This window comes from Micromonospora sp. DT201, from assembly GCF_049841575.1.
In the GTDB taxonomy this organism is placed as follows: Bacteria; Actinomycetota; Actinomycetes; order Mycobacteriales; family Micromonosporaceae; genus Micromonospora.
This window is the reverse complement of the sequence record NZ_JBNCKP010000009.1, coordinates 225,702-246,013: the sequence shown is the minus strand read 5'-3', so window position 1 is coordinate 246,013 and position 20,312 is coordinate 225,702. Positions and strand designations below refer to the sequence as shown.

The following is a 20,312-nucleotide window of genomic DNA, read 5'->3' as shown; positions in this document are numbered from 1 at the left end:
TCAACTCCTCGGGACAGGTCCGGTGGAGCTCCGGACGACGAGTGCGGTGGGCAGCAACACATGACCGGCCGCGGCCTCCGCGGGCGGGTCGAGCAGCAGCTCGGCGGCGATCCGGCCCTTTTCTTCGGCCGGCTGCCGGACGGTGGTGAGGCCGGCCGCAGCGGCCTCGGGAACATCGTCGAAACCGGTCACCGAGACCGGTGGGCGATCATTGCCGGGCCGCGCGGCCAGGGCGTCCAGTACGCCGAGCGCGAGCACGTCGGAACCGGCCAGCACGGCGGTCGGCGGTGCGGGCTGATCGAACAGCCCCGCGACGGCCGCGGCGGCCGCCTGCCGGCTGTTGCCGGTGGCGTTGACCAGGATCAGCTCGGTCCAGTCGACACCGACCTCGGCGAACGCGTCGGCGAAGCCGGTGAGCCTGCCTCCAGTGGTGGGGTGCACCACCTGGTCGACCCCGGCCAGCACGAGGCGGCCGGCCGGCGCGTCCGGCAGCACGGAGTGGGCGAGCAGTGCCACCCGGCGGTGTCCGAGCCCGGCGACGTGCGCGGCCACGCTGTGCGCGGCGGCCCGCTCGTCGATGCCGACGAACCGCTCGTCGGGGCCGGCGTCGTCCCGGGCAGCCGTGCTGACGTACGGCAGCCCGCGGTCGCGGATCACGTTCAACGCCCACTCCTCGTCGGCGACGCAGTAGACGCAGAAGCCGTCGACCGCTGCGTTCTCCACCGCCCTGCGGGCGTCGGTCTGCGCCGGCGGCAGTGGCACCAGCAACATGCTCGTGCCGTGCCGCTCGGCAGCCGCGCCGACCCCGGCGAGGAAGCGGACCGCGAATGGGTCGGTGAAGGCGTACGAGAGTTGCGAGGTGAACAGCACCCCGATCGAACCGACGAAGCCGCGGCGCAGGGAGCGTGCGGTGGGGTTGGGGCCGGGGTACCCGAGCTGACGGGCGGCGTCCAGGATCCGCTCACGCAGGGTGGTGGAGAGCTGGTCGGGTCGGCTGTAGGCGTTGGACACCGTGCTGCGGGAGACGCCGACGGCGTCAGCTACAGCTTGCAGTGTTGGTTTCACCCCGGCACCTTCTGTATCGATCCAGTCTGTATCGATCCAGAGACTAGCTCGACCCGTCGGCGTCGGTCAATACGTGGATGCGCCGCGCGCCGGCGAGGTGCACGCGGCCCGGCCCGACACGATGCCCCAGGCAGCTGAACACCCGGGTCAGGAGCTACTCAGGATGGGTCAGGGCAGGCGGGCGACCCCGCCGTACATGCTCACCTCGACCACCGAGGGACGCGGCTGCGGCTCGCTCTCGGCCCGCCACTCGGCGACCGAGGTGATGCCCGGCTCGACCACGTCGAGGTCGGCGAAGAAGCGGTTGAACTCGTCCCGGGTGCGCAGGTTGATCAGCCCGTGCGGGCCGCCGCCCTTGGCCGCCGCCTTGGCCTCCACGGCCACCGCCGGCGGGAGGTATTCGTGGGTGGCGTGTGAGGCGGCCAGGTAGCTCCCCGCCGGCAGCGCGTCGAGCAGCTGCCGCACCAGCGAGTACGGATTGTCGCCGTCGGGCACGAAGTGCAGGACGGCCACCAGCATGAGGGCGACCGGCTGCGACAGGTCGAGGGTGCGTCTCAGCTCCGAGTGGGCGAGGATCCGCTCCGGGTCGCGCAGGTCGGCGTCGATGTAGGCGGTGGCGCCCGCCGGCGAGCTGGTCAGCAACGCGCGGGCGTGAGCCAGCACGATCGGGTCATTGTCCACATAGACCACCCGAGCCTGCGGCGCGATGGCCTGGGCGACCTCGTGGGTGTTGTTGGCGGTCGGGATGCCGGTGCCGATGTCGAGGAACTGCCGGACGCCGGCCTCGCCGGCCAGATAACTTACCGCCCGCTGCAGGAAGCGGCGGTTTTCCAGGGCGGCCGTGCGGATGGTCGGGAAGGCCGCCGCCATCGCGTCGCCGGACTCGCGGTCGGCCTGGAAGTTGTCCTTACCGCCCAGCCAGTAGTTGTAGCGGCGGGCCGGGTGCGCCACGGAGGTGTCGATCCGGTCGCTCGGCGAGCCGGCTCTCGTGCCCGAAGCATCGGTGGTCAAGGCAGCCTCCGCGATGACGTCTGTCCACTGTCGCCGGTCGCCAACCATGCTAAGCGACCCTGAGGTGCGGCCGTGACCCCCCTCGGCGATCACGCCGGATAGAGGTCGTCCAGCAGTCGGCCGAGAATCTCCGGCGTACGCTCCGGCGGCTCGGCCTCGACACAGAGCCGTTCCATGGCAACCGCGTAGTAATCCAGATCGTCGCGCTTGTCGAGGTAGATGGCGCTGGTGAGCTGTTCGATGTAGACGATGTCGGGCAACTCCTGGTCACCGAAGCGCAGGATGGTGAAGGCGCCCCCGGCGGCGGCGTGGCCACCGGCAGCGAACGGGATGACCTGGAGCCGGATGTTGGGCGACTTGGTCGCCTCGATGAGCGCGGTGAGCTGGCCACGCATGACGCTGGGGCCGCCGATCGGGCGGCGCAACGCCGCCTCGTCCACCACAGCCCAGAGCTGCGGCGGGCTCTCCCTGCGGAGCAACTGCTGACGCTGCATCCGCAGGGCGACACGTCGGTCGATCTCGGCTGGGCCCGCCGCGCCGTGCCCGAGCAGCACGACCGCCCGGGCGTACTCCCGGGTCTGCAGGAGACCCGGCACGAATTGCACCTCGTAGCTACGGATCAGCGCGGCTGCGGCCTCCAGTCCCAGGTACGACTGGAACCAGCTCGGCAACACGTCGCCGTAGCGGTGCCACCACCCGGGGCTGTTGGCGTCGCGCGCCAGCTTGAGCAGCGCCTCGCGCTCGTGCTCCCCGGTGACGCCGTAGAGCGTCAGCAGGTCGGCGACGTCGCGTTCCTTGAAGCCGACCCGGCCCAACTCCATCCGACTGATCTTGGATTCGGAGGAGCGGATCTCCCACCCTGCGCCCTCCCGGGTCACCCCGCTGGACTCCCGCAGGCGGCGCAACTGGGCGCCGAGCAGAATGCGCAGCACTGTCGGCCCGGTTGTCGGGCCACCCTCGGCGGGAACCATCGTCACGTGCGGACCTCCGGACACCGACCCATGGTGGCCGGGCACCCCGGCCCGGCCGACGTGTAAGCATGCCATGAACCGATAGTGAGTTGAACTCCTCCGGACCGGCGATTCGGTCTCGTCGACGGGACGACCCCGCCGGCGATCGCCTAGTTGATCAGATGGTCGAAGTCGCCGTCGCGTGCACCGAGAACGAAGGCGGCGATCTCATCCACTGTGTAGATCAGCGCCGGCCCCTCCGGATGCCGTGAGTTGCGGACCGCGATGCCCGCTCCCCCGGGCAGTTCGGCGAGTTCGACGCAGTTGCCGCTGGGGTTGCTTCGGCGGCTCTTCTGCCAGCTCAGCGGAGGCAACTGGTGGATCGGTACGCCATTGGGTGGCTGTTGCATGAGGGCGTCTTTCTGCTCACGAGCCCGCCGGTGGCCGTGGGAGGAGCGGTGACGGCGAGGGGTGCGGTATCGATATTGGACGGTCCTGCACGTGCATCTGCTATTGCATCTGCATCGGACGGCGAGCATGATAACGCACGTGATCGGTGTCCATCCGTTCACGTTGAGTTACCCCCGCAGGGATATCTATCAGGCAAAACGTGACCCCGACGCGGCGCGCCGCGTCGACCGGAGGCTGGAGGCGGTCGAGGCGATGGGAGGGTTCGTGCCGGATCCGATGAGTGTCGCCTCCGGCCTCTGTGCCGCTGGCGCGCTGCTCTCCTCCTGGCAACTGCGCAGACGCGCGGTGCGCGCCGAGACCGAGATCGGGCACCTCCAAGCCGAACTTGCCGCCGAGCGGCACGCCGCGAGTCACGACCCGCTCACCGGGCTGCCCAACCGACGCGCCTTCTACCGCCTGGCGGCCACCCTGCTCACCGACGCGGCCGGCGAGCCGTTGATCGCCGTCGTGCTCGACCTGGACGACTTCAAGCAGATCAACGACCGGTACGGGCACGCCGCCGGCGACCAGGTGCTGATCAGTGTGGCCGATCGCCTCGCCGGTTTCGCCGGGGACAACCTCGTTGCCCGCCTCGGCGGCGACGAGTTCGCCGGGCTGCTCTCCAGCCCCACTGTCGACCGGCGCTGGATCGAGCACGCCACCCGCCGCCTCAGTGAGACCGTCGCCGCGCCGATTCGGCTGAGCGGGTGCAGCGTCCGGGTCACCGCCTCCGTCGGGCTCGCCCCGGTGACCGGCCCGGCCCAACTCACCGAGGCGCTCAGCCGCGCCGACGCGGCGATGTACCAGGCGAAGAGCCTCGGCGGCGCACGATCACCCCGGCAACTGATCGACAGCGTCCGTCTGGTGGAGCGCTGACCGCCGCCACGACGTGCGCCCCCGCTCAGCGGCGCCGGTCGAGGTCGCGCAGCGCCGCGTCGGCGAGGGTGACCAGGCCGACCGGCGACACCAGCCCCCGCACGATCCGTACCGCCCGACCTCGGTCGGCCGCCTCGGCGTCGGGGTCCAACGCCTGGCGGGTCCAGTCGCTGAGGTCGTCAAGCGCGCGGACCGCGAGGAACCAGGCCAGGCGTGCCGGATCGAGGTCCGCCGGTCCGTAGCCGGCGAGGACAGCGCGCTGCTGACCGGCGGTGATCGGCGCGAAGGCCAGCACGCCGCCGACGACGAACATCAGGTCGCACTCGCGCGGGGCGAGCACCGCGTCGTCCCAGTCGATCAGCCAGACCTGCCCGCCCGCGCCGAGCAGCAGGTTGCCCAGGTGGGGGTCGCCGTGACAGACGACGACCGGCCCGCTTTGGTCGCGGAGGTCGACAGCGAGGCGCTCCACCCCACCTATCAGTGTGCGCACCTGGTCCGCCGCTGCGGACCACACCGCCGCAAGCTCCGTGACCAGCGGCCCGGTGGGATCGACCAGGGCCGGGTCGCGTAACCGCTCGGCCATCGCGCGGGTCGCGGCCACGATCGAGGCGTACGCCGCACCGCCGGCCGGCAGCAGCCGCCTCAACTCCTCGGCCACCGGCACCGCATGCACTGCGGCCAGCACCTCGCCGTACGCTCGCCAGTGCGCCTCGGTCATCGGGCCGTCGAGCGCCCGCTGGTCGGATACCCAAGGCACCACCGAGAGGCGGTGGCCGTCGTGGTCGACGCAGAGCCGTCCGTCGTGGGTCCGCAGCGGCGCGGCGATGCCGGGCACCCCCTGTCCGGCCAGATACGCCGTCACGACCAGGCCGGCCGCGGTGCCGCCACCGCTCAATTTGACCGCGTATCGGGCACCGTCGGCATCCTGGGCCAGCCACAGTCGGGCGTGCTCGTCGGCACCGTGGTTAACCCGGTCCATCGCGGACAGGTCGAGCCCGAACTCGACGCGGACCCGGTTGGCCACCTGCCGCGGCACGTCCTCGATCATGCGGACACGATGCCACTGGCCGGGGCACCGACGCACCTGTAAAGCCGGCCGCGCCGGTCAGCGCAGCGTGGCCAGGTGCCGGTCCAGCGCGGCGTACGACTCGGCGGCGCCCTGTGCCATGCCGGAGTCGACCAGGCCGTCGCGGTCCTCGGTGGTGTCGAAGCGGGCGGTGCCGGTGACTGTGGTGCGCCCATCCCGCTCGGTGAAGACCAGCGTCTCCACGGCCACATGGCCGGGCACGCCCTCGAACTCGAAGGTCTGCACGATCCGCTCCGGCACGACGATCTCCCGGAACTCACCACGGAAGGCGTAGTCGTTGCCGTCGTCGGCGTGCTCGACGTAGCGGTAGTGGCCGGTGAGGGTGATCTCCCGGTCGGACGGCAGGTCGATCGTCAGGTCAGGGAGCTTGCTCATGATGGGTCTCCTTCAGCTCGCGTAGGTAGTCGTCCAAGGTGTCGTAACGGTCGTCCCAGAGCCGGCGGTACTGGTCGACCCACTCGGCGAGTGTCCGCAGCGGTGCCGGGTCCAGCCGGCAGCGACGCCACTGCGCCTCGCGGGTCCGCACGATCAACCCGGCGCGCTCCAACACGGCGAGGTGCTTGGAGATCGCCTGGACGGTGATCGGGAACGGCGCTGCTAACTCGTTGACCGTCGCCTCGCCGGTCGCCAGTCGGGCCAGGATGGCCCGTCGGGTCGGATCGGCGAGCGCGGAGAACACGGCATCGGCCGGGTCTGTTGTCATAAGCCGCTTTCAACCATCGAGTTAATCAACCTCGGAGTTGAATATACAACCGCGCGTACCTACGTCAACCGACTTCGCCACATCCGGCCAGACCGGCTCCGAGGTGTTCACGCGTGCCGCCCGGGTATGTCGAGGCCGCATCCCCTCCGACCGCCGAGAGGAACCGACATGGCGAGCATTCGCGCCCTCGTGCTCAACTGCACCCTCAAGCCGTCCCCGGCGCCGTCAAGCTCCGAACAGCTCGGCCTGGAGGTCCTCAGCGACTTGGCCGCGCAGGGCGTGGACGGCGAGCTGGTCCGAGTGGTCGACCACGACGTGCGCTTCGGGGTGTCCACGGATGAGGGCAACGGTGACGGTTGGCCGGGGATCCGCGCCAAGCTGCTGGCGGCCCAGGTGCTCATCATCGCCACACCGATCTGGCTCGGTCAGCCGGCCAGCGTCTGCAAGATGGTCCTCGAACGCCTCGACGCCGAGCTCTCCGAGACCGACGCCGACGGGCGACTCCTCACCTACGGCAAGGTGGCAGGCGTCGCCGTCGTCGGCAACGAGGACGGCGCGCACCACACCATCGGCGAGGTGCAGCAGGCACTCAACGAAGTCGGGTTCACCCTCCCCGCCGCCGCGGCCACCTACTGGGTCGGCGAGGCACTGCACAAGGTGGACTACCGCGACGCCGGCCCCAAGCCCGACACGACCGGTCGCACCACGAAGGCCCTGGCGCTCAACACCGCACACCTGGCCCGGCTGCTCGCCGACCAGCCGTATCCGCCGCCCGAAGCGCGGGGCGCGGCAGTCGGCACGAGCCGCGAGTCGGCCTGACCACCGACGGGCCTTCCGACGGGCGCGGCAGGTGCCCGCCGGTGCCCGCCTGGTTCGACAGTCAGCGCCAGCCGTAGCCGGCGCGCAGCGCCTGCCCGACCCGGTCGAACCGGGGCCGGTCCAGCACGGCACCCTCACGGCGGATGCTGTCCTCGCGCATGGTGAGCACCCGGTCCAGCCGGACCCAGCTCGGCCGGTTCTCCCGGTCCCACTCACCCGGCCCGAGCGCGAACCAGTGCCGCTGCCCGTCCCGCTCGCTCTGACTGGACAACATCAGCCCGAACAGCGTCCGGCTGTGCCGCCCGACGACCAGGACCGGCCGGTCCTTGCCCTGCCGTGGGTCGTCCTCGTACGGCACCCACGTCCAGACGATTTCGCCGGGGTCGGCCTGACCGTCCCGCTCCGGTGCGTAGGTCAACTCCCGGCGCTGCAACGCGCTCACCTGACGGCGGCGGGCCACCTGCGCGGGTGCCGGCCCGGTACGTCGGGGCGACGGAATCACCGCCCCGACCCGAGAGATGCGAGCCGCGACATTCCTCAACAGACCAGCCACGGCGGGCAGCCTACCCGCTGCCGTACCAGCCGTCGGAGCGGGCGTTGCTGCGGCAGACTGGTCCGATGACTGACCTACCCGACGACCTGCCGATCATTGAAAGGCGCGCGGTGCGGGTGGTGGTCATCGACGACGCCGACCGGGTGTTGCTGTTCCACACCCGCGATCCGGACCATCCGCGGCTGGGCACCTGGTGGGAGTTGCCTGGCGGCGGCATGGACCCCGGGGAGACCTACCGCGACACCGCGGTGCGCGAGCTACGCGAGGAGACCGGCATCGTGGTCACCGCTGACCAGGTGGGCGCGCCGACCTGGCGGCGTCGGGCGAGCTTCCTGCACCGCCAGTTACGCCACGTCCAGGACGAGGTGGTCGTCACCGTACGACTGACGGGCCCCGGTCCGGACGTGAACGAGGCCCACCGGCTCGACTACGAGCGGGAGGACTACTTCGGCTTCCGCTGGTGGCCGCTGCCGGAGGTGGTGGCCAGCCGCGACCGGTTCTACCCCGGGCAACTCCCCCAGTTGATCACGCCGTTCCTGGCCGCTGAGGAGATCGACGAACCGTTCGAGCTGTGGTCGTGAGCCGGGCCGGCGGGCAGAGTGGGGGCATGACGACCGACCTGCACGGGCCGCTCTCCGCGTACGCCGCGCGGCTGCACGCCACGATCGGCGACCGGCACCACGTCGCCTCCCCGCTCGGCGCCTGGCTGCTGCTCGCGGTGTGCGCCACCGCGGCCGACTCCGACCCGGCCGCCGAAGATCTGGCGCACGCCCTGGGCACCGACCTGGCCAGCGCGGCCGAGGTCGCCCGAACGTTACTGGACGCGCCACATCCGCTGGTCGCGTCCGCCACCGCGCTCTGGCACCGGCCGGGCCAGGGCAGCGGCGGGTCGGCCGAGTGGCGAGCCACGTTGCCCACGACGACCGACGTCGGCGTGCTGCCCGATCAGGCCGGGTTGGACGCCTGGGCGCGCGAGCACACCCACGGCCTGATCGACACGTTTCCCCTGAAGGTCAGCCAGGCCGTGGTGTTCGCCCTGGCCAGCGCATTGGCCACCGACATCTCCTGGGCAACCCCGTTCGACCTCACCGACTCCCGCGCGCTCGGTGCCGGCAGCGTCTGGGCGCGCAGGCTACGTCGGGCGCTGCGCAGCCCGAGCCATGGCCACCGGTGCGCCATCGTGTCCAACAATCAAATCGGAGACGTGATCGTGCACGCCGCGCCGGCCCAGGCCGACAACGGCGCGGGGCTGGTGGTCCTCTCGGTGGCCGCCGCACCGCAGGTGCCGCCGGCCGAGGTGCTGGCCGTCGCGTACGACCTCAGTGCCGGCGCGGCCGATGGCGCGCAACCCGCCGGCAGCCGCTCGCTGTTCGACCTGCCGCTCGGCGAGACCCCGCTGTGGACACTGAGCGAGGAACGGGTCCGGACGCGGGCCCGCGGCGGCCGCGAGGAGCGGCACACTGCGGTACTCCCCTGCTGGTCGGCACGCAGCGAGCACGACCTGACCCCGGCGGCGCTCGGCTTTGAGGCGGCCACGGTGGCGCTGGCGAAGGCGCTGTCCCAATCGGCGTTCGGCTTCGAGGCGCGGCAGACGGCGATGGCCCGCTACGGCCGCTACGGCTTCAAGGCGGCGGCGGTGACCGGAATGTTCGGGGTGGTCAGCCTGCCGCCAGAGGGCGTGGCCCGCACCGCTGACCTGCGCTTTGGCCACCCGTACGCCGTGGTGGCCGTCGCCACCGACACCCGCGCCGACGGCACCACCGGGCCGTGGCACGGGGTGCCGGTCTTCTCCGCCTGGGTCACCGAGCCCGAGGACCTGCCCGAGGCCGACGCCTAGGGTTTGATCCACTCCAGGTCCCCGATCTGGTGGTATCCAGCTTTGCGGAAGCCGCCACATCGGCGATCTGGAGCGGATCACGCCGCAGGAAACGGAACGGCGGTGCGCCGCCGGCTCAGGGCAGGTACGGATCGGGCGCAGCCGGGCCGCTGCCGTCGTCGCGCGGCAGTCGCGCCACCATCTCCCGGAACTCCCGGACCGTCATCGCTTCCCGCAAGGTGGCGAAGACGGCGCCGGTGCCGGCCCGGGCGGTCGCCGGGTCCACCCCGGCGCGCTGTCCCACCCGACGAAGGAACTCCGCCGGGCCGGCATCCGTCGGCGGTGGAGGTGCAGCAGCAGCAGCAGCACCACCACCGACATCCAGACCCACGCCGGTATCCAACCCGCCCACGCCGGGATCCGGGCCTACGATCCCGGCGGGATCCGGGCCTACGATCCCGGCGGGATCCGGGCCTACGGCCCCGGCCGGATCCGGGGTCGGGCCGGTCAGGTAGCTGCCCACGTTGTTCGGAAGGTGCGAGACCACCGCCTCTGGCGGGCCTCCGGTCACTCTTTCGGCCATCGTCTGGAGAACGGCGCGGGCAAGGGCGGCAGCCTGCTCGGTCGGTAGGCCGGACCGCCGGGACACCGCCTCGATGAAGTGCGGGAACCCGTCGCCGCCCGCGCTGTCGGTCACGCCCTGGCGGTTACCCGCGACAGGGTCCGACAAACTGCGCCGCCAGCGCAGCAGGTCCGCCGCCACCCGGGCGGTCAGCGCAGCAGGTCCGCCGAGCGTAGGTGGTCGAAGATGAGCTGGTCGACCGGGGAGGTGCGGTGCCGGTCGGCGTACCCCAGCCAGGCCATCTCGGCGATCTCGCTGGCCGGCCGCAGCTGCCCCTGATATCCGGCCCGGTAGCAGGTCATCCGGACGGTGATGCCGGACGCGTGCCCATGCGCCTGTGCGGTGAACGTCCCCAGGTGCTCCGCGCCGCGCACGTCCACCTCGACGCTCAACTCCTCGGCGATCTCCCGGTGCAGAGTCTCCAGGTCGGTTTCCCCCGGCTCGCGCTTGCCTCCCGGCAGGTACCAGACATCCTTGCCCGAGGATCGGGTGCTCAGCACCCGCCCGTCCTCGATGAGGATCCAGGCCACCTTGTCGATCTCGCGCACGATGCTCCTTCTCGCCGCCGGGAGCGGGCACGCTACCACCCGCCGCCTGCCGAAAGCAGACTCACTCCGTCAGCAGGTCAAGCAGCAGCGCGGCGGTCCAACTGAACGCCGACGAGCCGAGCCCTGCGCCGGTGTCCGGATGGAAGTACTCGTGGCAGCCGGCCCCTGCGACCAGGCCGATCATCGAGCGGCGCAGTCCAGCGGCCAGCTCCGGGTGCCCGTGCGCGAGCAGCCCGCGCCGGACCAGCCAGCCGATGTTCAGCCAACTCGGCCCGCGCCAGTAGCGCAGCGGCTCGAAATCGGGCGCGGTGCGGTCGTAGGTGGGCAACGGCCGGTCCATTCGCCGGGCCACCCCGAACCGCGCCGACCGGGCCTCGACGACCAGCGCGTCGGCCTGCCGCGCCGGCAGGTCGGGCAGGATCAACGGCGTCAACCCCAGCACGGTACGGGCGGCAACCAGCCGGTCGGTGCGCAGGTCGCGGGGCTGGAACGTGCCGGTGCCCGGGTCGTACAGCCGTCGTAGGAGTGCCTCGGTGACCTGGGCCGCGCGGGCCCGGTGGGGCCCAGGGTCGGCACCGATAAGCGCGGCGATCTCGGCGAGGGCGTGTTCGGCAGCCCCGAACGCCGCGTTGAACAGCGGGCACTCCACCAGGAACGGGTGACCGCCGGCGAGGTCGCGATCCGAGTAGCCGTTGTCCCGATAGGCGGTGACGATCGCCAGGTAGCGCGCGTAGTCCAGGTCCGTGGGGCGGTGCGCGGCGTCGGCGTGCGTGGTGTCATGCCGACGGTACGCGCGCATGACGGCCGCCTCGGCCTCGACCGCGGCCATCGGCTCGTCCCAGGCGGGACTGTTGTCCAACCCGGACTCCCACGGATGCACGATGCAGACCAACCCGTCACCGGCCACATCGCGTCGGTCGGCCAGGTAGCGCTGCTGGGCGACCAGGGCGGGATAGAGCCCGCGCAGCGCGGCCAGACCGGCCGGCCCGGGTGCCCGCCGGTACGCCAGCCAGGCGGCGAGCGCATGCACCGGCGGCTGGACCAGGCCGGACGTGGCCACGGTCGGTGCACCGGGGACGTCGGCCGAACGCCACATCTCCGGCCCCGGGAAGTACGCGCCGACCCGCATCGCCGGGTTGAACACGATGTGCGGCACCCGTCCGTCGGCCCACTGCGCCCGAAACAGGCTCGCCAGCTCCCGCCAGGCTCGTTCGGGGCGGGCCTGGGCCAGCCCGATCGCGATGAACGCGGAGTCCCAGCTCCACTGGTGCGGGTACAGCGTGCGCGAGGGCACGGTGTGGTCGTGCTCCCAGTTGGCGTCGAGCGTGTCGACCGCGAGTCGCCGTAGCCCGGCCACGTCGGCCGGCCCACCGGTGCGGGCGGGGTCGGCGGTCATCCCACCGGCGGTCACGCGGCGGCCTTGCGGGGTAGCGCGTGCCGCAGGACCGTGGCGGCCTGCTGCAGCGCGCGGACCGGGTCACCACGCAGCCGGCACTCCAGGGCCAGCCAGCCCCGGTAGTCCAGCTCCAGCAGGGTACGCACCAACGCCGGCCAGTCCAGGTGCCCGGCGCCGGGCTGGAACCGGTTGGAGTCGCTGACCTGCACGTGCCCGAGGTAGGGCGCGGCGGCGCGCAGCGCGCGGTGCATGTCGTCCTCCTCGATGTTCATGTGGAAGGTGTCGGCGACCACCCGGACCGAGGGCAGCCCGAGTGCGGCGCAGAGCGCGACCGCCTCGTCGAGTCGGTTGACCATGTGGTCCTCGTACCGGTTGAGGGGTTCGAGGAAGAGGGTGACCCCCTCGACCCTGGCGTGCTCGCCCAGCTCGCCGAGGGCGTCGAGGAGGACCTGCCGGTCACCGGCCGGCGGACGTGGCGGCTCGAACGGCGGTAGCCGCCGCGAGAACATTCCCCAGGCCGCCGGGGTCATCACCCCGACACCGCCCAGCTCGGCGATCACCGAGAGCTGTGAGCGCAGGTTGCGGACGGCGTCGGCAGACCGGGCGGGGTCGAAGTCGCCGATGAAGTGGTCCATTTCGACGCAGACGGTGGGCATCACCACCCCGGCGGCGTGGGCCCGGCGCAGCTCGGGCAGCCGGCGGGCGAACGCCTGGTCACCACGTCCGCGTAGCTCGATGCCCTGATAGCCGAGGGCGGCCGCGAGGGCGTACTTCTGGATCAGGTCGGTGCCCGGCAGGAGTTGTTCCTGGCAGGCCAGCGCGATGGTGGTCATCAGAACCTCAGCACCACTTGGAGGACGTCACCGGCGCCGCGGTCGAGCAGCGCGAGGGCGTCGGCGACCGCGCTGGCGTCGACGATGTGGCTGACCAGCGGCATCGGATCGAGGCTGTGCTCAGCCACCAGATCCATGAAGGTCTGTGCCACCCGGTCTCCGGTCCACCGGCCGGCCATGCTCGGCGCGGGGGTGGGCCCGGAGACCTGGGCGGCCACCAACTGGATGCGGTTGTGGTGGAACTCCTCGCCGAGGCCGAGCGCGTCGGCCTGGCCCTGGTAGAAGCCGGCGGCCACGACCCTGCCGGCGTGTGCGGTGGATCGGATCGCCTCGTGCAGTGCCGGGTACGCACCGGACAGCTCCAGGCAGACGTCCGCGCCCCGACCACCGGTGGCCCGACGCAGCACGGCGGCGGCGGACTCGACACCGACGTCCACGGTGGCTCGGGCGCCGTAACGGGCGGCGTGTGCCAACCGGTCGGGCATCCGGTCGACGGCCACCACCCGGGCCCCGGAGAGCACGGCGAGTCGGGTGGCGAGCAGCCCGATGACGCCCTGCCCGAAGACACCGACCCAGTCGCCGAGGTGCAGGTCACCGGCGAGCACGGCGGTCAGCGCGATGGCGCCGGGCCGAGCGAAGACCGCGGCGAGCGGGTCCAGCCCGGCAGGGAGTGGACGGACCGCGTCGGCGGCGAGCACGGCCTCGGCCCGGTGCCCCCAGATGCCCCAGACGAGCTGCCCGGGGTGCCGGTCGGTGACCTCCGCCGCCACCTCGACGATCTCGCCGACCTCCTCGTAGCCGAAGCCGATCAGCGGGTAGGGCACCGGGGTCTGTCGGGGGACGAACATTCGGGCGGCATCGTCCCAGTCCTTGCTTAGGCGGGGGTTGCTGCCCCGGTAGAGGGTGAGCTCCGTGCCAGCGGAGATTCCCGAGTAGCAGGTGCGGACCCGGACCTGGCCGGGGCCGAGCGGATCCGGCGGGCAGGGCTCGAGGCTGATCCGTCGAGGCCCGGCGAGTGAGACAACCCAGTTGCCCATGTGTCACATCCCGGTAGCACTGGGCTCCAGGATAGACACAAAATCGCAATATGTCTTGTTATTGATCAATCGAAGGTGTTGAATCCGGCATGTACCCTTCGAGAGGAGTGCCACCGATGTCAGCACCTCCGAGGCGGATACTCGCCACCACCCTGATCCTGGCACTAGCAGCGTCCACCCTGCTCGCCTGCGGAGACGACGAACCGGACAGCAACAGCAAAAAGATCACCGTCTGGAGCCTGGAGGACGTCGCCGACCGGGTCACCGCCACCAAGGCGATCATCGCCGACTTCACCGCCCAGACCGGGATCCAGGTCGACCTCGTGACCGTCAACGAGGACCAGTTCCCGTCCCTGATCGCCGCCAACGCCGCCGCCGGCGACCTGCCCGACGTGGTCGGATCGGTCTCCCTGGCCGGCATCCGTACGCTCGCCGGCAACGAGCTGCTGCACGCCTCGGCGAACGCGGAGGTCGTCGACAAGCTGGGCAAGCAGACGTTCTCCCCCCGAGCGCTGGAGCTCACCTCCGACGAGGGCAAGCAGCTCTCCGTGCCCAGCGACGGGTGGGGGCAACTGCTGGTCTACCGCAAGGACCTGTTCGCCGCCGCCGGACTCGCCGCCCCCGACACGTACGAGCGGATCACCGCCGCCGCGGCGAAACTGAACACCGGCGGCGTCGCCGGGATCACCGCGGCGACCGCCCCCAGCGACGTGTTCACCCAGCAGACCTTCGAGCACCTGGCACTGGCCAACGGCTGCCAGCTCACCGACGACTCCGGAAAGGTGACCCTGGATTCACCCCAGTGCGTCGAGGCGTTCCGCTTCTACGGCGACCTGATCCGCACCAGCTCGGTGAAGGGCGCACAGGACGTGGACACCACCCGGGCCACCTACTTCGCCGGCAAGGCGGCCATGGTGATCTGGTCGCCGTTCATCCTCGACGAGCTGGCCGGGCTGCGTAACGACGCCAAGCCGACCTGCCCGCAGTGCCAGGCCGACCCGGGTTTCCTGGCGAAGAACAGCGGGTTCGTCACCGCGATCAAGGGCCCGAGCGGCACCGAACCAGCGCAGTACGGCGAAATCAGCTCGTGGGCCGTGCTGGACGGCGCGGTGGCCGACCCGGCGAAGTCCTTCGTGGAGTTCATGCTCGGCGACGGCTACCCCCGCTGGTTCGGGATGTCGCCGGAGGGCCGCTTCCCGGTGCGCAAGGGCACCGTCGCCGAGCCGGAGAAGTTCCTCAACGCGTGGAACACCAGCCAGGCCGGGGTGGACGTGAAGAAGCCACTGGCCGAGGTGTACGGCGACGAGGTGCTCGCGAACCTACGCCGCAGCCCGGACACCTTCGGGCGCTGGGGCCTCACCCAGGGGCAGGGCAAGCTGGTCGGCGCCATGCTCGGTGAACTACCGGTGCCCAAGGCGCTGAACGACGTCTACTCCGGCAAGTCCGACGCCGCGGCCGCCGCCGGCCGGGCCAAGAAGGACGTCGAGGCCATCAAGGCGGGCGTCAATTGACCACGACCGCGCCCGAGACCGGCCGCTCCCCCACCAAGGAGCGGCCGGCGCGGGCCCGCCGACGCGGCCCACTGACCCTGCGCCGCCGTGAGTCCCGCGCCGGGCTCGCGCTGGTCGCACCGACCCTGCTCGTCACCATCGCCGTCATCGGCATTCCGATCGTGTGGACCGTGGTGCTGGCCTTCCAGCGGGTCCGGCTCGCCACGCTGCGAAAGACCGGCCTGTTCGGCGAGTTCACCATGGACAACATCGACCGGGTGCTGCACACCCCCGGCTTCGCCGACACGCTGTGGGTCACCCTGGTCTACAGCGTCGGCGGCACCGTCGGGTCGATCCTGCTCGGTCTGGTGGCCGCCCTGGTGGTCCGTCGGCCGTTCCGGGGCCGCACCCTGGTCCGAGCGTCCATGCTGCTGCCGTACGTGGCACCGGTGGTCGCGGTGACGTTCGTCTGGCAGGTGATGCTCGACCCCCAGCTCGGCATCGTCAACGCGTGGGGTCAACGGCTGCTCGGCTGGGACGCCCCGGTGCCGTTCCTGTCCCAGGAGTCGACCGCCCTGACCACGGTCATCGTGTTCGAGGCGTGGCGGTACTTCCCGTTCGCGTTCCTGTTTCTGCTGGCGCGGCTCCAAGCGGTGCCCGGCGAGTTGGAGGAGGCCGCCCGGGTCGACGGCGCCACCCCCACCCAACGCTTCCGGCACATCCTGCTGCCGCAACTGCTGCCGGTGATCGCGCTGCTGGGCGTGCTGCGCTTCATCATGACGTTCAACAAGTTCGACGACGTCTACCTGCTCACCGGTGGTGCGGCCGGCACCGAGGTGGTGAGCGTGCGGGTGTACGAGTTTCTCACCGCCCGTACCGACATCGGCGCGGCCTCCGCGCAGGCGGTCGTGCTGGCCGTGGTGCTCATCGTGTTCGTGCTGATCTACCTGCGCTTCTTCGGACGGAGGGTGGGTTGATGGACCGGGACCTCGTCGAGACGGTGAGCCTGCGTTGGCTGCGCCGCCTGGTGATCGCCGCGTTCTTGGTGGTCACCGTCTTCCCCTTCTACTACATGCTGGTGCTCTCGGTACGCCCCATCGAGCGGCTGCTGCTCGACCCCGGCTCGCTGGTGGTCGGCTTCGGCGAGCTGACCGTGGCCACGTACGCCGAGGTCCTCAAGGCCACCGACGACGGTGGCCAGGGGTTCCTCACCTTCATCCGCAACAGTGGGGTGGTCGCGGTCTCGGCGACCGTGCTGACCCTGGCAGTGGCGATCCCCGGCGCGTACGCGGTGGCCCGGCTGCGGTTCTTCGGCCGGCGGCAGGTCGACTTCCTGTTCCTGGCGGTCTACCTGTTCCCGTCGATCGTCATCGCGATCCCGTTGTTCGTGGTCTTCAGCCTTGCCGAGCTACGCGGCTCGTTGTTCGGCCTGGTGCTGGTCTACATCTCGCAGACCCTGCCGGTGTCGGTCTACATGCTGAAGAACTACTTCGAGACCATCCCGGTCAGCCTGGAGGAGTCGGCCGCCATCGACGGCGCTGGTCGGCTCGGCATCATCCGCCGCGTCAGCCTGCCCCTCGCCATGCCGTCGATCATGGCGGTCGCGCTCTACGACTTCATGATCGCCTGGAACGAGTTTCTCTTCGCCCTGCTGTTCCTGGTCGACAAACCCGACCGGTGGACGGTGTCGTTGGGGCTGTCCCTGCTCGCCGACGGGGTGGAGGTGCCCAAGACGGTGCTGATGGCCGGGTCGGTCGTCCTGACCCTGCCCATCGTGATCCTCTTCTTCGCCAGCGAGCGGCTGCTCACCGAAGGGCTGACCAGCGGCGCGGAGAAGGGATGATCGTCTCCCCCGGGTCTCCGGCCGCGCCCTCACCGACCCGGTTACGGTGGCCACATGGCCAACCCGACCCGCTGGGCGACCGACACCGGTCCCGAGCACTCACAGTGGTATATCGACCGGTTTCGGAAGCTCGCGGCCGAGGGCGCGGACCTGGCCGGCGAGGCCCGCCTGGTAGACACCCTGGTCGCACCCGGCTCGCGGATTCTCGACGCCGGCAGCGGCACCGGCCGCGTCGGTGCCGCGCTGGCCCAACGTGGGCACACCGTGGTCGGGGTGGACGCCGACCCCGCGCTGGTGGCTGCCGCCCGCGCCGACTATCCCGGCCCGACGTGGCTGGTCGCCGACCTCGCCGAGCTGGACCTTCCGGCGATGGGTGAGGCAGAGCCGTTCGACGCGGCGGTGCTGGCCGGAAACGTCCTCGCCTTCGTCGCCGTCGGCACCGAACCGGAGGTGCTGCGCCGGGTCGCCGGGCACCTGCGGCCCGACGGCGTGCTGACCGTGGGCTTCGGCACCGAGCGTGGTTACCCGCTGGCCGCGTTCGACGCCGACGCGGTGGCCGCCGGGCTGCGGGTGGAGCAGCGCTTCGCCACGTGGGACCTGCGCCCGTGGCGCGACGACGCGCCGTTCGCGGTCACCATTCTGCGCCGTCCGGCCGACTGACACCGGGCGGGCCGCGTCACCCTCAGCCAGGGGCGGCGACGGCCCGAGCGGCGGCCGGGTCCAGGGTGGCGCCGGCGGGCACCAGGCTGACCAGCCCGGCCGGCAGCCGCAACGGGCGCACATCGCGGTAGCCGAGCATCCCGAGCACCTCCCGGTCGGCCAACACGTACCGTCGGCCCAGGTCGGTCACCACGGAGACCGTGCCCCCGGACGCGCCGGGCGCCGCGGCGGCCTCGACCACCGCGCCGCGACCCGGCTCCACCACCACGTGGTCGGCCAGCACCGCGCTGCCGACGGGCACGGTCCGTGGCGCGGCTGCCAGGTCCCCCAGCGGTACGCCCCAACGCACCTCACCCACCCCTCCGTCGTCGGCGACGCGGGTGCAGAGGGCCCCGTCCTTGCCGGCCACGAGCCGGGGCGGGGTCGGCGGCGGGGCGTTCGGGCCGCTCGGCGCGAGGTCGGGCACCGTGGGCAGCGCGGCAAACCGGCCCAACGTCATCGGCACCGGCTCACCCTGCCCGGTGCGAGCCAGCAGCAGCCCGGCCTGCAGCTCGGTGATGCCGGCCAACCCGGCGTCGAGGGCCACCGCGTACTGCCGGCCGCCGCCGGAGTTGCTCACCAGGTAGACCCTGCCGATTGTTGCGTCCGGCACCCGGGTGGCGGGCTGGCCGAGCCCGGGTAGGTCGAGCGGGGCGAGGTCGGTGCCGGGGGGCAGCGAGTTGAGCAGGGCGGGTGCCACCGGCACCGCCTGTGCCCGGGTGGTGGCGAGCGCCGCCAACACCCTGCTGGGATCGCGGACGAGGTAACGCCGTTGGTGCCAGACCAGGTGCAGCCCGCCGTCGGGGTGGCGCAGCAGCAACGCCTCGTCGCCCAGCAGCCGACCGCCACCGGGCTCGGTGCCGATCAGCAGCGCGGAACGGGGTGCCTCGCCGCCCGCGCCGACGGGGACCGTCGAGCAGACGGTCCAGGCTGCGGTGGCCAGCCGGCCGGGGGCGGGCAGCGAATCCGGTGCGTCGGCGATGCCCAGCGGCAGCCCGCGCGGCACACCGTCGATCGTGCGTCGGGACACCAGCACGGTCTTCGACTTGTCCGCGCCGACGATGAGCAGCGCCGAGGCATAGTTGAGCACCGGGTGCAGTTTCTGCTCGCGATAGACGAACCGGGCGCCGGACTCCTTCTCCACGATCACCGCGCCCGGGTCGCGCCACGCTTTGCCGCCACCGGCGAACAGTCCGTAGAGCGCCGAACCACCGAGCCCGATCGCCGCGACCAGGACGCTGGCCAGGCCGGCTCCGGCCAGCCGCCGAAACGGCGACTGTGCGGGGTCGGTCTCCCGCATCACCAGGGCGGCGACCGCCCGCTGGACGCTGAACTGGTAGGAGTGCAGCTGGTCCTGCCGCGACGGCATGAGTCCCCTCCGGTGGATCGGCCGGGCACAGGATATGCGCTACGTCGATCTTCTGCGGACCCTGCGTGGCCGCCCGTCACGGGGCAACCGCTACCATCCGTGGACGAATCCGGCGGCGAGAGGGCATCCGTGGGCGCGCGTTTCGAAGAGCTGGCCTGGCGGGAGACCCCGATCGGCGCGATCAGTCTGCGCCGACGCCGGGACCCGGCACTCCAGGTCGAGGTGTACGAGGTCAAGCTCGACGACGAGTACCTGATGTCCAGCCTGTTCCCGGTCGCGGAGATCGAGCTGGCCCGGCTCGGTCTCGCCGAGGTGGCCGGTGACTCGCTGGACGTGGTGGTCGGCGGTCTCGGGCTGGGCTACACCGCCTGCGCGGCGCTGGGCGACCCCCGGGTGCGCTCACTGCTCGTGGTGGAGGCGATCGAAGACGTGATCGACTGGCACCAACGAGGGCTGCTGCCGTTCGCGGCGGGGCTCGCCGAGGACCCGCGGACCCGGTTCGTGCAGGCCGACTTCTTCGCGGCGGTGGCCGGTGAGACCGGCTTCGACGCCGAGGTGCCCGGGCGGCGGTTCGACGCCGTGCTGCTCGACGTCGACCATTCCCCGCGCAACGTGCTGCACCCCAGCCACGCGGCGTTCTACCCACCGGCCGGGTTGCGCCGGCTGGCCGCCCTGCTGCGGCCCGAGGGGGTGTTCGCGCTCTGGTCGGACGACCCGCCGGACACCGAGTTCACCGCGGCGCTCGCCGAGGTGTTCGCGAGCGTACGGGCGCACGTCGTGCCGTTCGCCAACCCGCTCACCGGCGGTGAGTCCGCGAACACGGTCTACGTGGCGCGCGCCGAGGGCTGAGCCACGCCGCACGCCGGCTCATCGCGCCGCTGGGGCATGGTGGCGGCCAGATCGGGAAGGTGACCCCGTGCCCGCCGCACCAGGCGCGGCCGGTTACCGGAGGTGGACATGCGTGCACTGCTCTGGGTCGTCGGCGTGGTCGCTGGCGTGCTGATTCTGCTCGGGCTGATCCTCGAGGCGGTCCGCTGGCTGATCATCATCGGTTTGATCGCGCTGATCATCGTGATCATCTTGGGCGTGGTCAAGGGACGGCAGGCCATGCACCACCAGACCCGCCGACGGTGACGTCGGGCCCG

The 20,312-nt window shown here is 71.6% G+C and carries 24 protein-coding genes; 10 read left to right on the top strand and 14 right to left on the bottom strand.

The window, feature by feature from the left end; all coding sequences use genetic code 11:
* From ACLQ28_RS17880 to ACLQ28_RS17865, 4 genes are all read right to left on the bottom strand, one after another.
* Entirely contained in the window at nt 1-1,065 is a 1,065-nt protein-coding gene (locus ACLQ28_RS17880; protein WP_425687399.1) for a LacI family DNA-binding transcriptional regulator, read from the bottom strand.
* 168 nt (nt 1,066-1,233) lie between these two features.
* A complete protein-coding gene (locus tag ACLQ28_RS17875) occupies nt 1,234-2,076 on the bottom strand; it encodes an SAM-dependent methyltransferase (protein ID WP_425687398.1) in 843 nt (280 codons plus the stop codon).
* A gap of 89 nt (nt 2,077-2,165) precedes the next feature.
* A complete protein-coding gene (locus ACLQ28_RS17870; protein ID WP_425687414.1) occupies nt 2,166-3,047 on the bottom strand; it encodes a helix-turn-helix domain-containing protein in 882 nt (293 codons plus the stop codon).
* 149 nt (nt 3,048-3,196) lie between these two features.
* Nucleotides 3,197-3,436: a DUF397 domain-containing protein gene (locus ACLQ28_RS17865; protein WP_074309213.1), complete on the bottom strand. Its 240-nt coding sequence runs from the start codon at nt 3,434-3,436 to the stop codon at nt 3,197-3,199.
* Nucleotides 3,437-3,701: 265 nt separating this feature from the next.
* On the opposite strand from ACLQ28_RS17865, the gene ACLQ28_RS17860 reads away from it, so the two are divergent.
* Complete coding sequence (locus ACLQ28_RS17860) at nt 3,702-4,352, top strand: GGDEF domain-containing protein (RefSeq protein WP_425687413.1); 651 nt, start codon at nt 3,702-3,704, stop codon at nt 4,350-4,352.
* A gap of 25 nt (nt 4,353-4,377) precedes the next feature.
* Here ACLQ28_RS17860 and ACLQ28_RS17855 read toward each other — a convergent pair whose 3' ends face one another.
* Genes ACLQ28_RS17855 through ACLQ28_RS17845 form a run of 3 tightly spaced genes read right to left on the bottom strand, consistent with a single transcriptional unit; the run spans nt 4,378 to nt 6,142 of the window.
* Nucleotides 4,378-5,400, bottom strand: coding sequence for a phosphotransferase enzyme family protein (locus ACLQ28_RS17855; protein WP_425687397.1), 1,023 nt, complete (start codon nt 5,398-5,400; stop codon nt 4,378-4,380).
* Between the two features lie 57 nt (nt 5,401-5,457).
* Nucleotides 5,458-5,814 (bottom strand): SRPBCC domain-containing protein, encoded by a 357-nt coding sequence (locus ACLQ28_RS17850; RefSeq protein WP_425687396.1) that lies wholly within the window; start codon nt 5,812-5,814, stop codon nt 5,458-5,460.
* Nucleotides 5,798-6,142, bottom strand: coding sequence for an ArsR/SmtB family transcription factor (locus ACLQ28_RS17845; protein ID WP_425687395.1), 345 nt, complete (start codon nt 6,140-6,142; stop codon nt 5,798-5,800). Before ACLQ28_RS17845 ends, ACLQ28_RS17850 begins: the two co-directional genes overlap by 17 nt.
* Before the next feature lie 168 nt (nt 6,143-6,310).
* Here ACLQ28_RS17845 and ACLQ28_RS17840 point away from each other — a divergent pair, with 168 nt between their 5' ends.
* A complete protein-coding gene (locus ACLQ28_RS17840) occupies nt 6,311-6,961 on the top strand; it encodes a flavodoxin family protein (protein WP_425687394.1) in 651 nt (216 codons plus the stop codon).
* 61 nt (nt 6,962-7,022) lie between these two features.
* Here ACLQ28_RS17840 and ACLQ28_RS17835 read toward each other — a convergent pair whose 3' ends face one another.
* On the bottom strand, nt 7,023-7,514 hold the full coding sequence (locus ACLQ28_RS17835) for a type II toxin-antitoxin system PemK/MazF family toxin (protein ID WP_425687393.1): 492 nt from the start codon (nt 7,512-7,514) through the stop codon (nt 7,023-7,025).
* Nucleotides 7,515-7,579: 65 nt separating this feature from the next.
* Here ACLQ28_RS17835 and ACLQ28_RS17830 point away from each other — a divergent pair, with 65 nt between their 5' ends.
* Complete coding sequence (locus tag ACLQ28_RS17830; RefSeq protein WP_425687392.1) at nt 7,580-8,095, top strand: NUDIX hydrolase; 516 nt, start codon at nt 7,580-7,582, stop codon at nt 8,093-8,095.
* Nucleotides 8,096-8,121: 26 nt separating this feature from the next.
* Complete coding sequence (locus tag ACLQ28_RS17825; protein WP_425687391.1) at nt 8,122-9,351, top strand: hypothetical protein; 1,230 nt, start codon at nt 8,122-8,124, stop codon at nt 9,349-9,351.
* A gap of 115 nt (nt 9,352-9,466) precedes the next feature.
* Here the strand turns inward: ACLQ28_RS17825 and ACLQ28_RS17820 are convergent, their stop codons facing one another.
* The 5 genes from ACLQ28_RS17820 to ACLQ28_RS17800 all read right to left on the bottom strand — a co-directional run bounded on the left by ACLQ28_RS17820 (nt 9,467) and on the right by ACLQ28_RS17800 (nt 13,766).
* Nucleotides 9,467-10,027 (bottom strand): DUF2267 domain-containing protein, encoded by a 561-nt coding sequence (locus ACLQ28_RS17820; protein WP_425687390.1) that lies wholly within the window; start codon nt 10,025-10,027, stop codon nt 9,467-9,469.
* A 74-nt stretch (nt 10,028-10,101) separates the two neighbouring features.
* A complete protein-coding gene (locus tag ACLQ28_RS17815; protein WP_425687389.1) occupies nt 10,102-10,500 on the bottom strand; it encodes an NUDIX hydrolase in 399 nt (132 codons plus the stop codon).
* 61 nt (nt 10,501-10,561) lie between these two features.
* Complete coding sequence (locus tag ACLQ28_RS17810; protein WP_425687412.1) at nt 10,562-11,896, bottom strand: MGH1-like glycoside hydrolase domain-containing protein; 1,335 nt, start codon at nt 11,894-11,896, stop codon at nt 10,562-10,564.
* An 11-nt stretch (nt 11,897-11,907) separates the two neighbouring features.
* Complete coding sequence (locus ACLQ28_RS17805; RefSeq protein ID WP_425687388.1) at nt 11,908-12,729, bottom strand: TIM barrel protein; 822 nt, start codon at nt 12,727-12,729, stop codon at nt 11,908-11,910.
* Complete coding sequence (locus ACLQ28_RS17800; RefSeq protein ID WP_425687387.1) at nt 12,729-13,766, bottom strand: zinc-binding dehydrogenase; 1,038 nt, start codon at nt 13,764-13,766, stop codon at nt 12,729-12,731. Before ACLQ28_RS17800 ends, ACLQ28_RS17805 begins: the two co-directional genes overlap by 1 nt.
* 116 nt (nt 13,767-13,882) lie before the next feature.
* Here ACLQ28_RS17800 and ACLQ28_RS17795 point away from each other — a divergent pair, with 116 nt between their 5' ends.
* The 4 genes from ACLQ28_RS17795 to ACLQ28_RS17780 are packed head-to-tail and all read left to right on the top strand — an operon-like array spanning nt 13,883 to nt 17,759.
* Nucleotides 13,883-15,277 (top strand): ABC transporter substrate-binding protein, encoded by a 1,395-nt coding sequence (locus ACLQ28_RS17795; protein WP_425687386.1) that lies wholly within the window; start codon nt 13,883-13,885, stop codon nt 15,275-15,277.
* On the top strand, nt 15,274-16,233 hold the full coding sequence (locus ACLQ28_RS17790; RefSeq protein ID WP_425687385.1) for a carbohydrate ABC transporter permease: 960 nt from the start codon (nt 15,274-15,276) through the stop codon (nt 16,231-16,233). The genes ACLQ28_RS17795 and ACLQ28_RS17790 overlap by 4 nt, the downstream gene beginning before the upstream one ends.
* On the top strand, nt 16,233-17,099 hold the full coding sequence (locus ACLQ28_RS17785) for a carbohydrate ABC transporter permease (protein ID WP_425687384.1): 867 nt from the start codon (nt 16,233-16,235) through the stop codon (nt 17,097-17,099). The genes ACLQ28_RS17790 and ACLQ28_RS17785 overlap by 1 nt, the downstream gene beginning before the upstream one ends.
* A 54-nt stretch (nt 17,100-17,153) precedes the next feature.
* Nucleotides 17,154-17,759: a class I SAM-dependent methyltransferase gene (locus tag ACLQ28_RS17780; protein WP_425687383.1), complete on the top strand. Its 606-nt coding sequence runs from the start codon at nt 17,154-17,156 to the stop codon at nt 17,757-17,759.
* A 22-nt stretch (nt 17,760-17,781) separates the two neighbouring features.
* Here the strand turns inward: ACLQ28_RS17780 and eccB are convergent, their stop codons facing one another.
* On the bottom strand, nt 17,782-19,167 hold the full coding sequence (gene eccB / locus ACLQ28_RS17775; RefSeq protein ID WP_425687382.1) for a type VII secretion protein EccB: 1,386 nt from the start codon (nt 19,165-19,167) through the stop codon (nt 17,782-17,784).
* A gap of 129 nt (nt 19,168-19,296) precedes the next feature.
* Between eccB and ACLQ28_RS17770 the strand changes: the two genes are divergently transcribed.
* Both ACLQ28_RS17770 and ACLQ28_RS17765 read left to right on the top strand, forming a co-directional pair.
* Nucleotides 19,297-20,016 (top strand): spermidine synthase, encoded by a 720-nt coding sequence (locus tag ACLQ28_RS17770; RefSeq protein WP_425687381.1) that lies wholly within the window; start codon nt 19,297-19,299, stop codon nt 20,014-20,016.
* Nucleotides 20,017-20,124: 108 nt separating this feature from the next.
* Nucleotides 20,125-20,301 (top strand): hypothetical protein, encoded by a 177-nt coding sequence (locus tag ACLQ28_RS17765; protein ID WP_425687380.1) that lies wholly within the window; start codon nt 20,125-20,127, stop codon nt 20,299-20,301.
* Nucleotides 20,302-20,312: the final 11 nt, after the last annotated feature.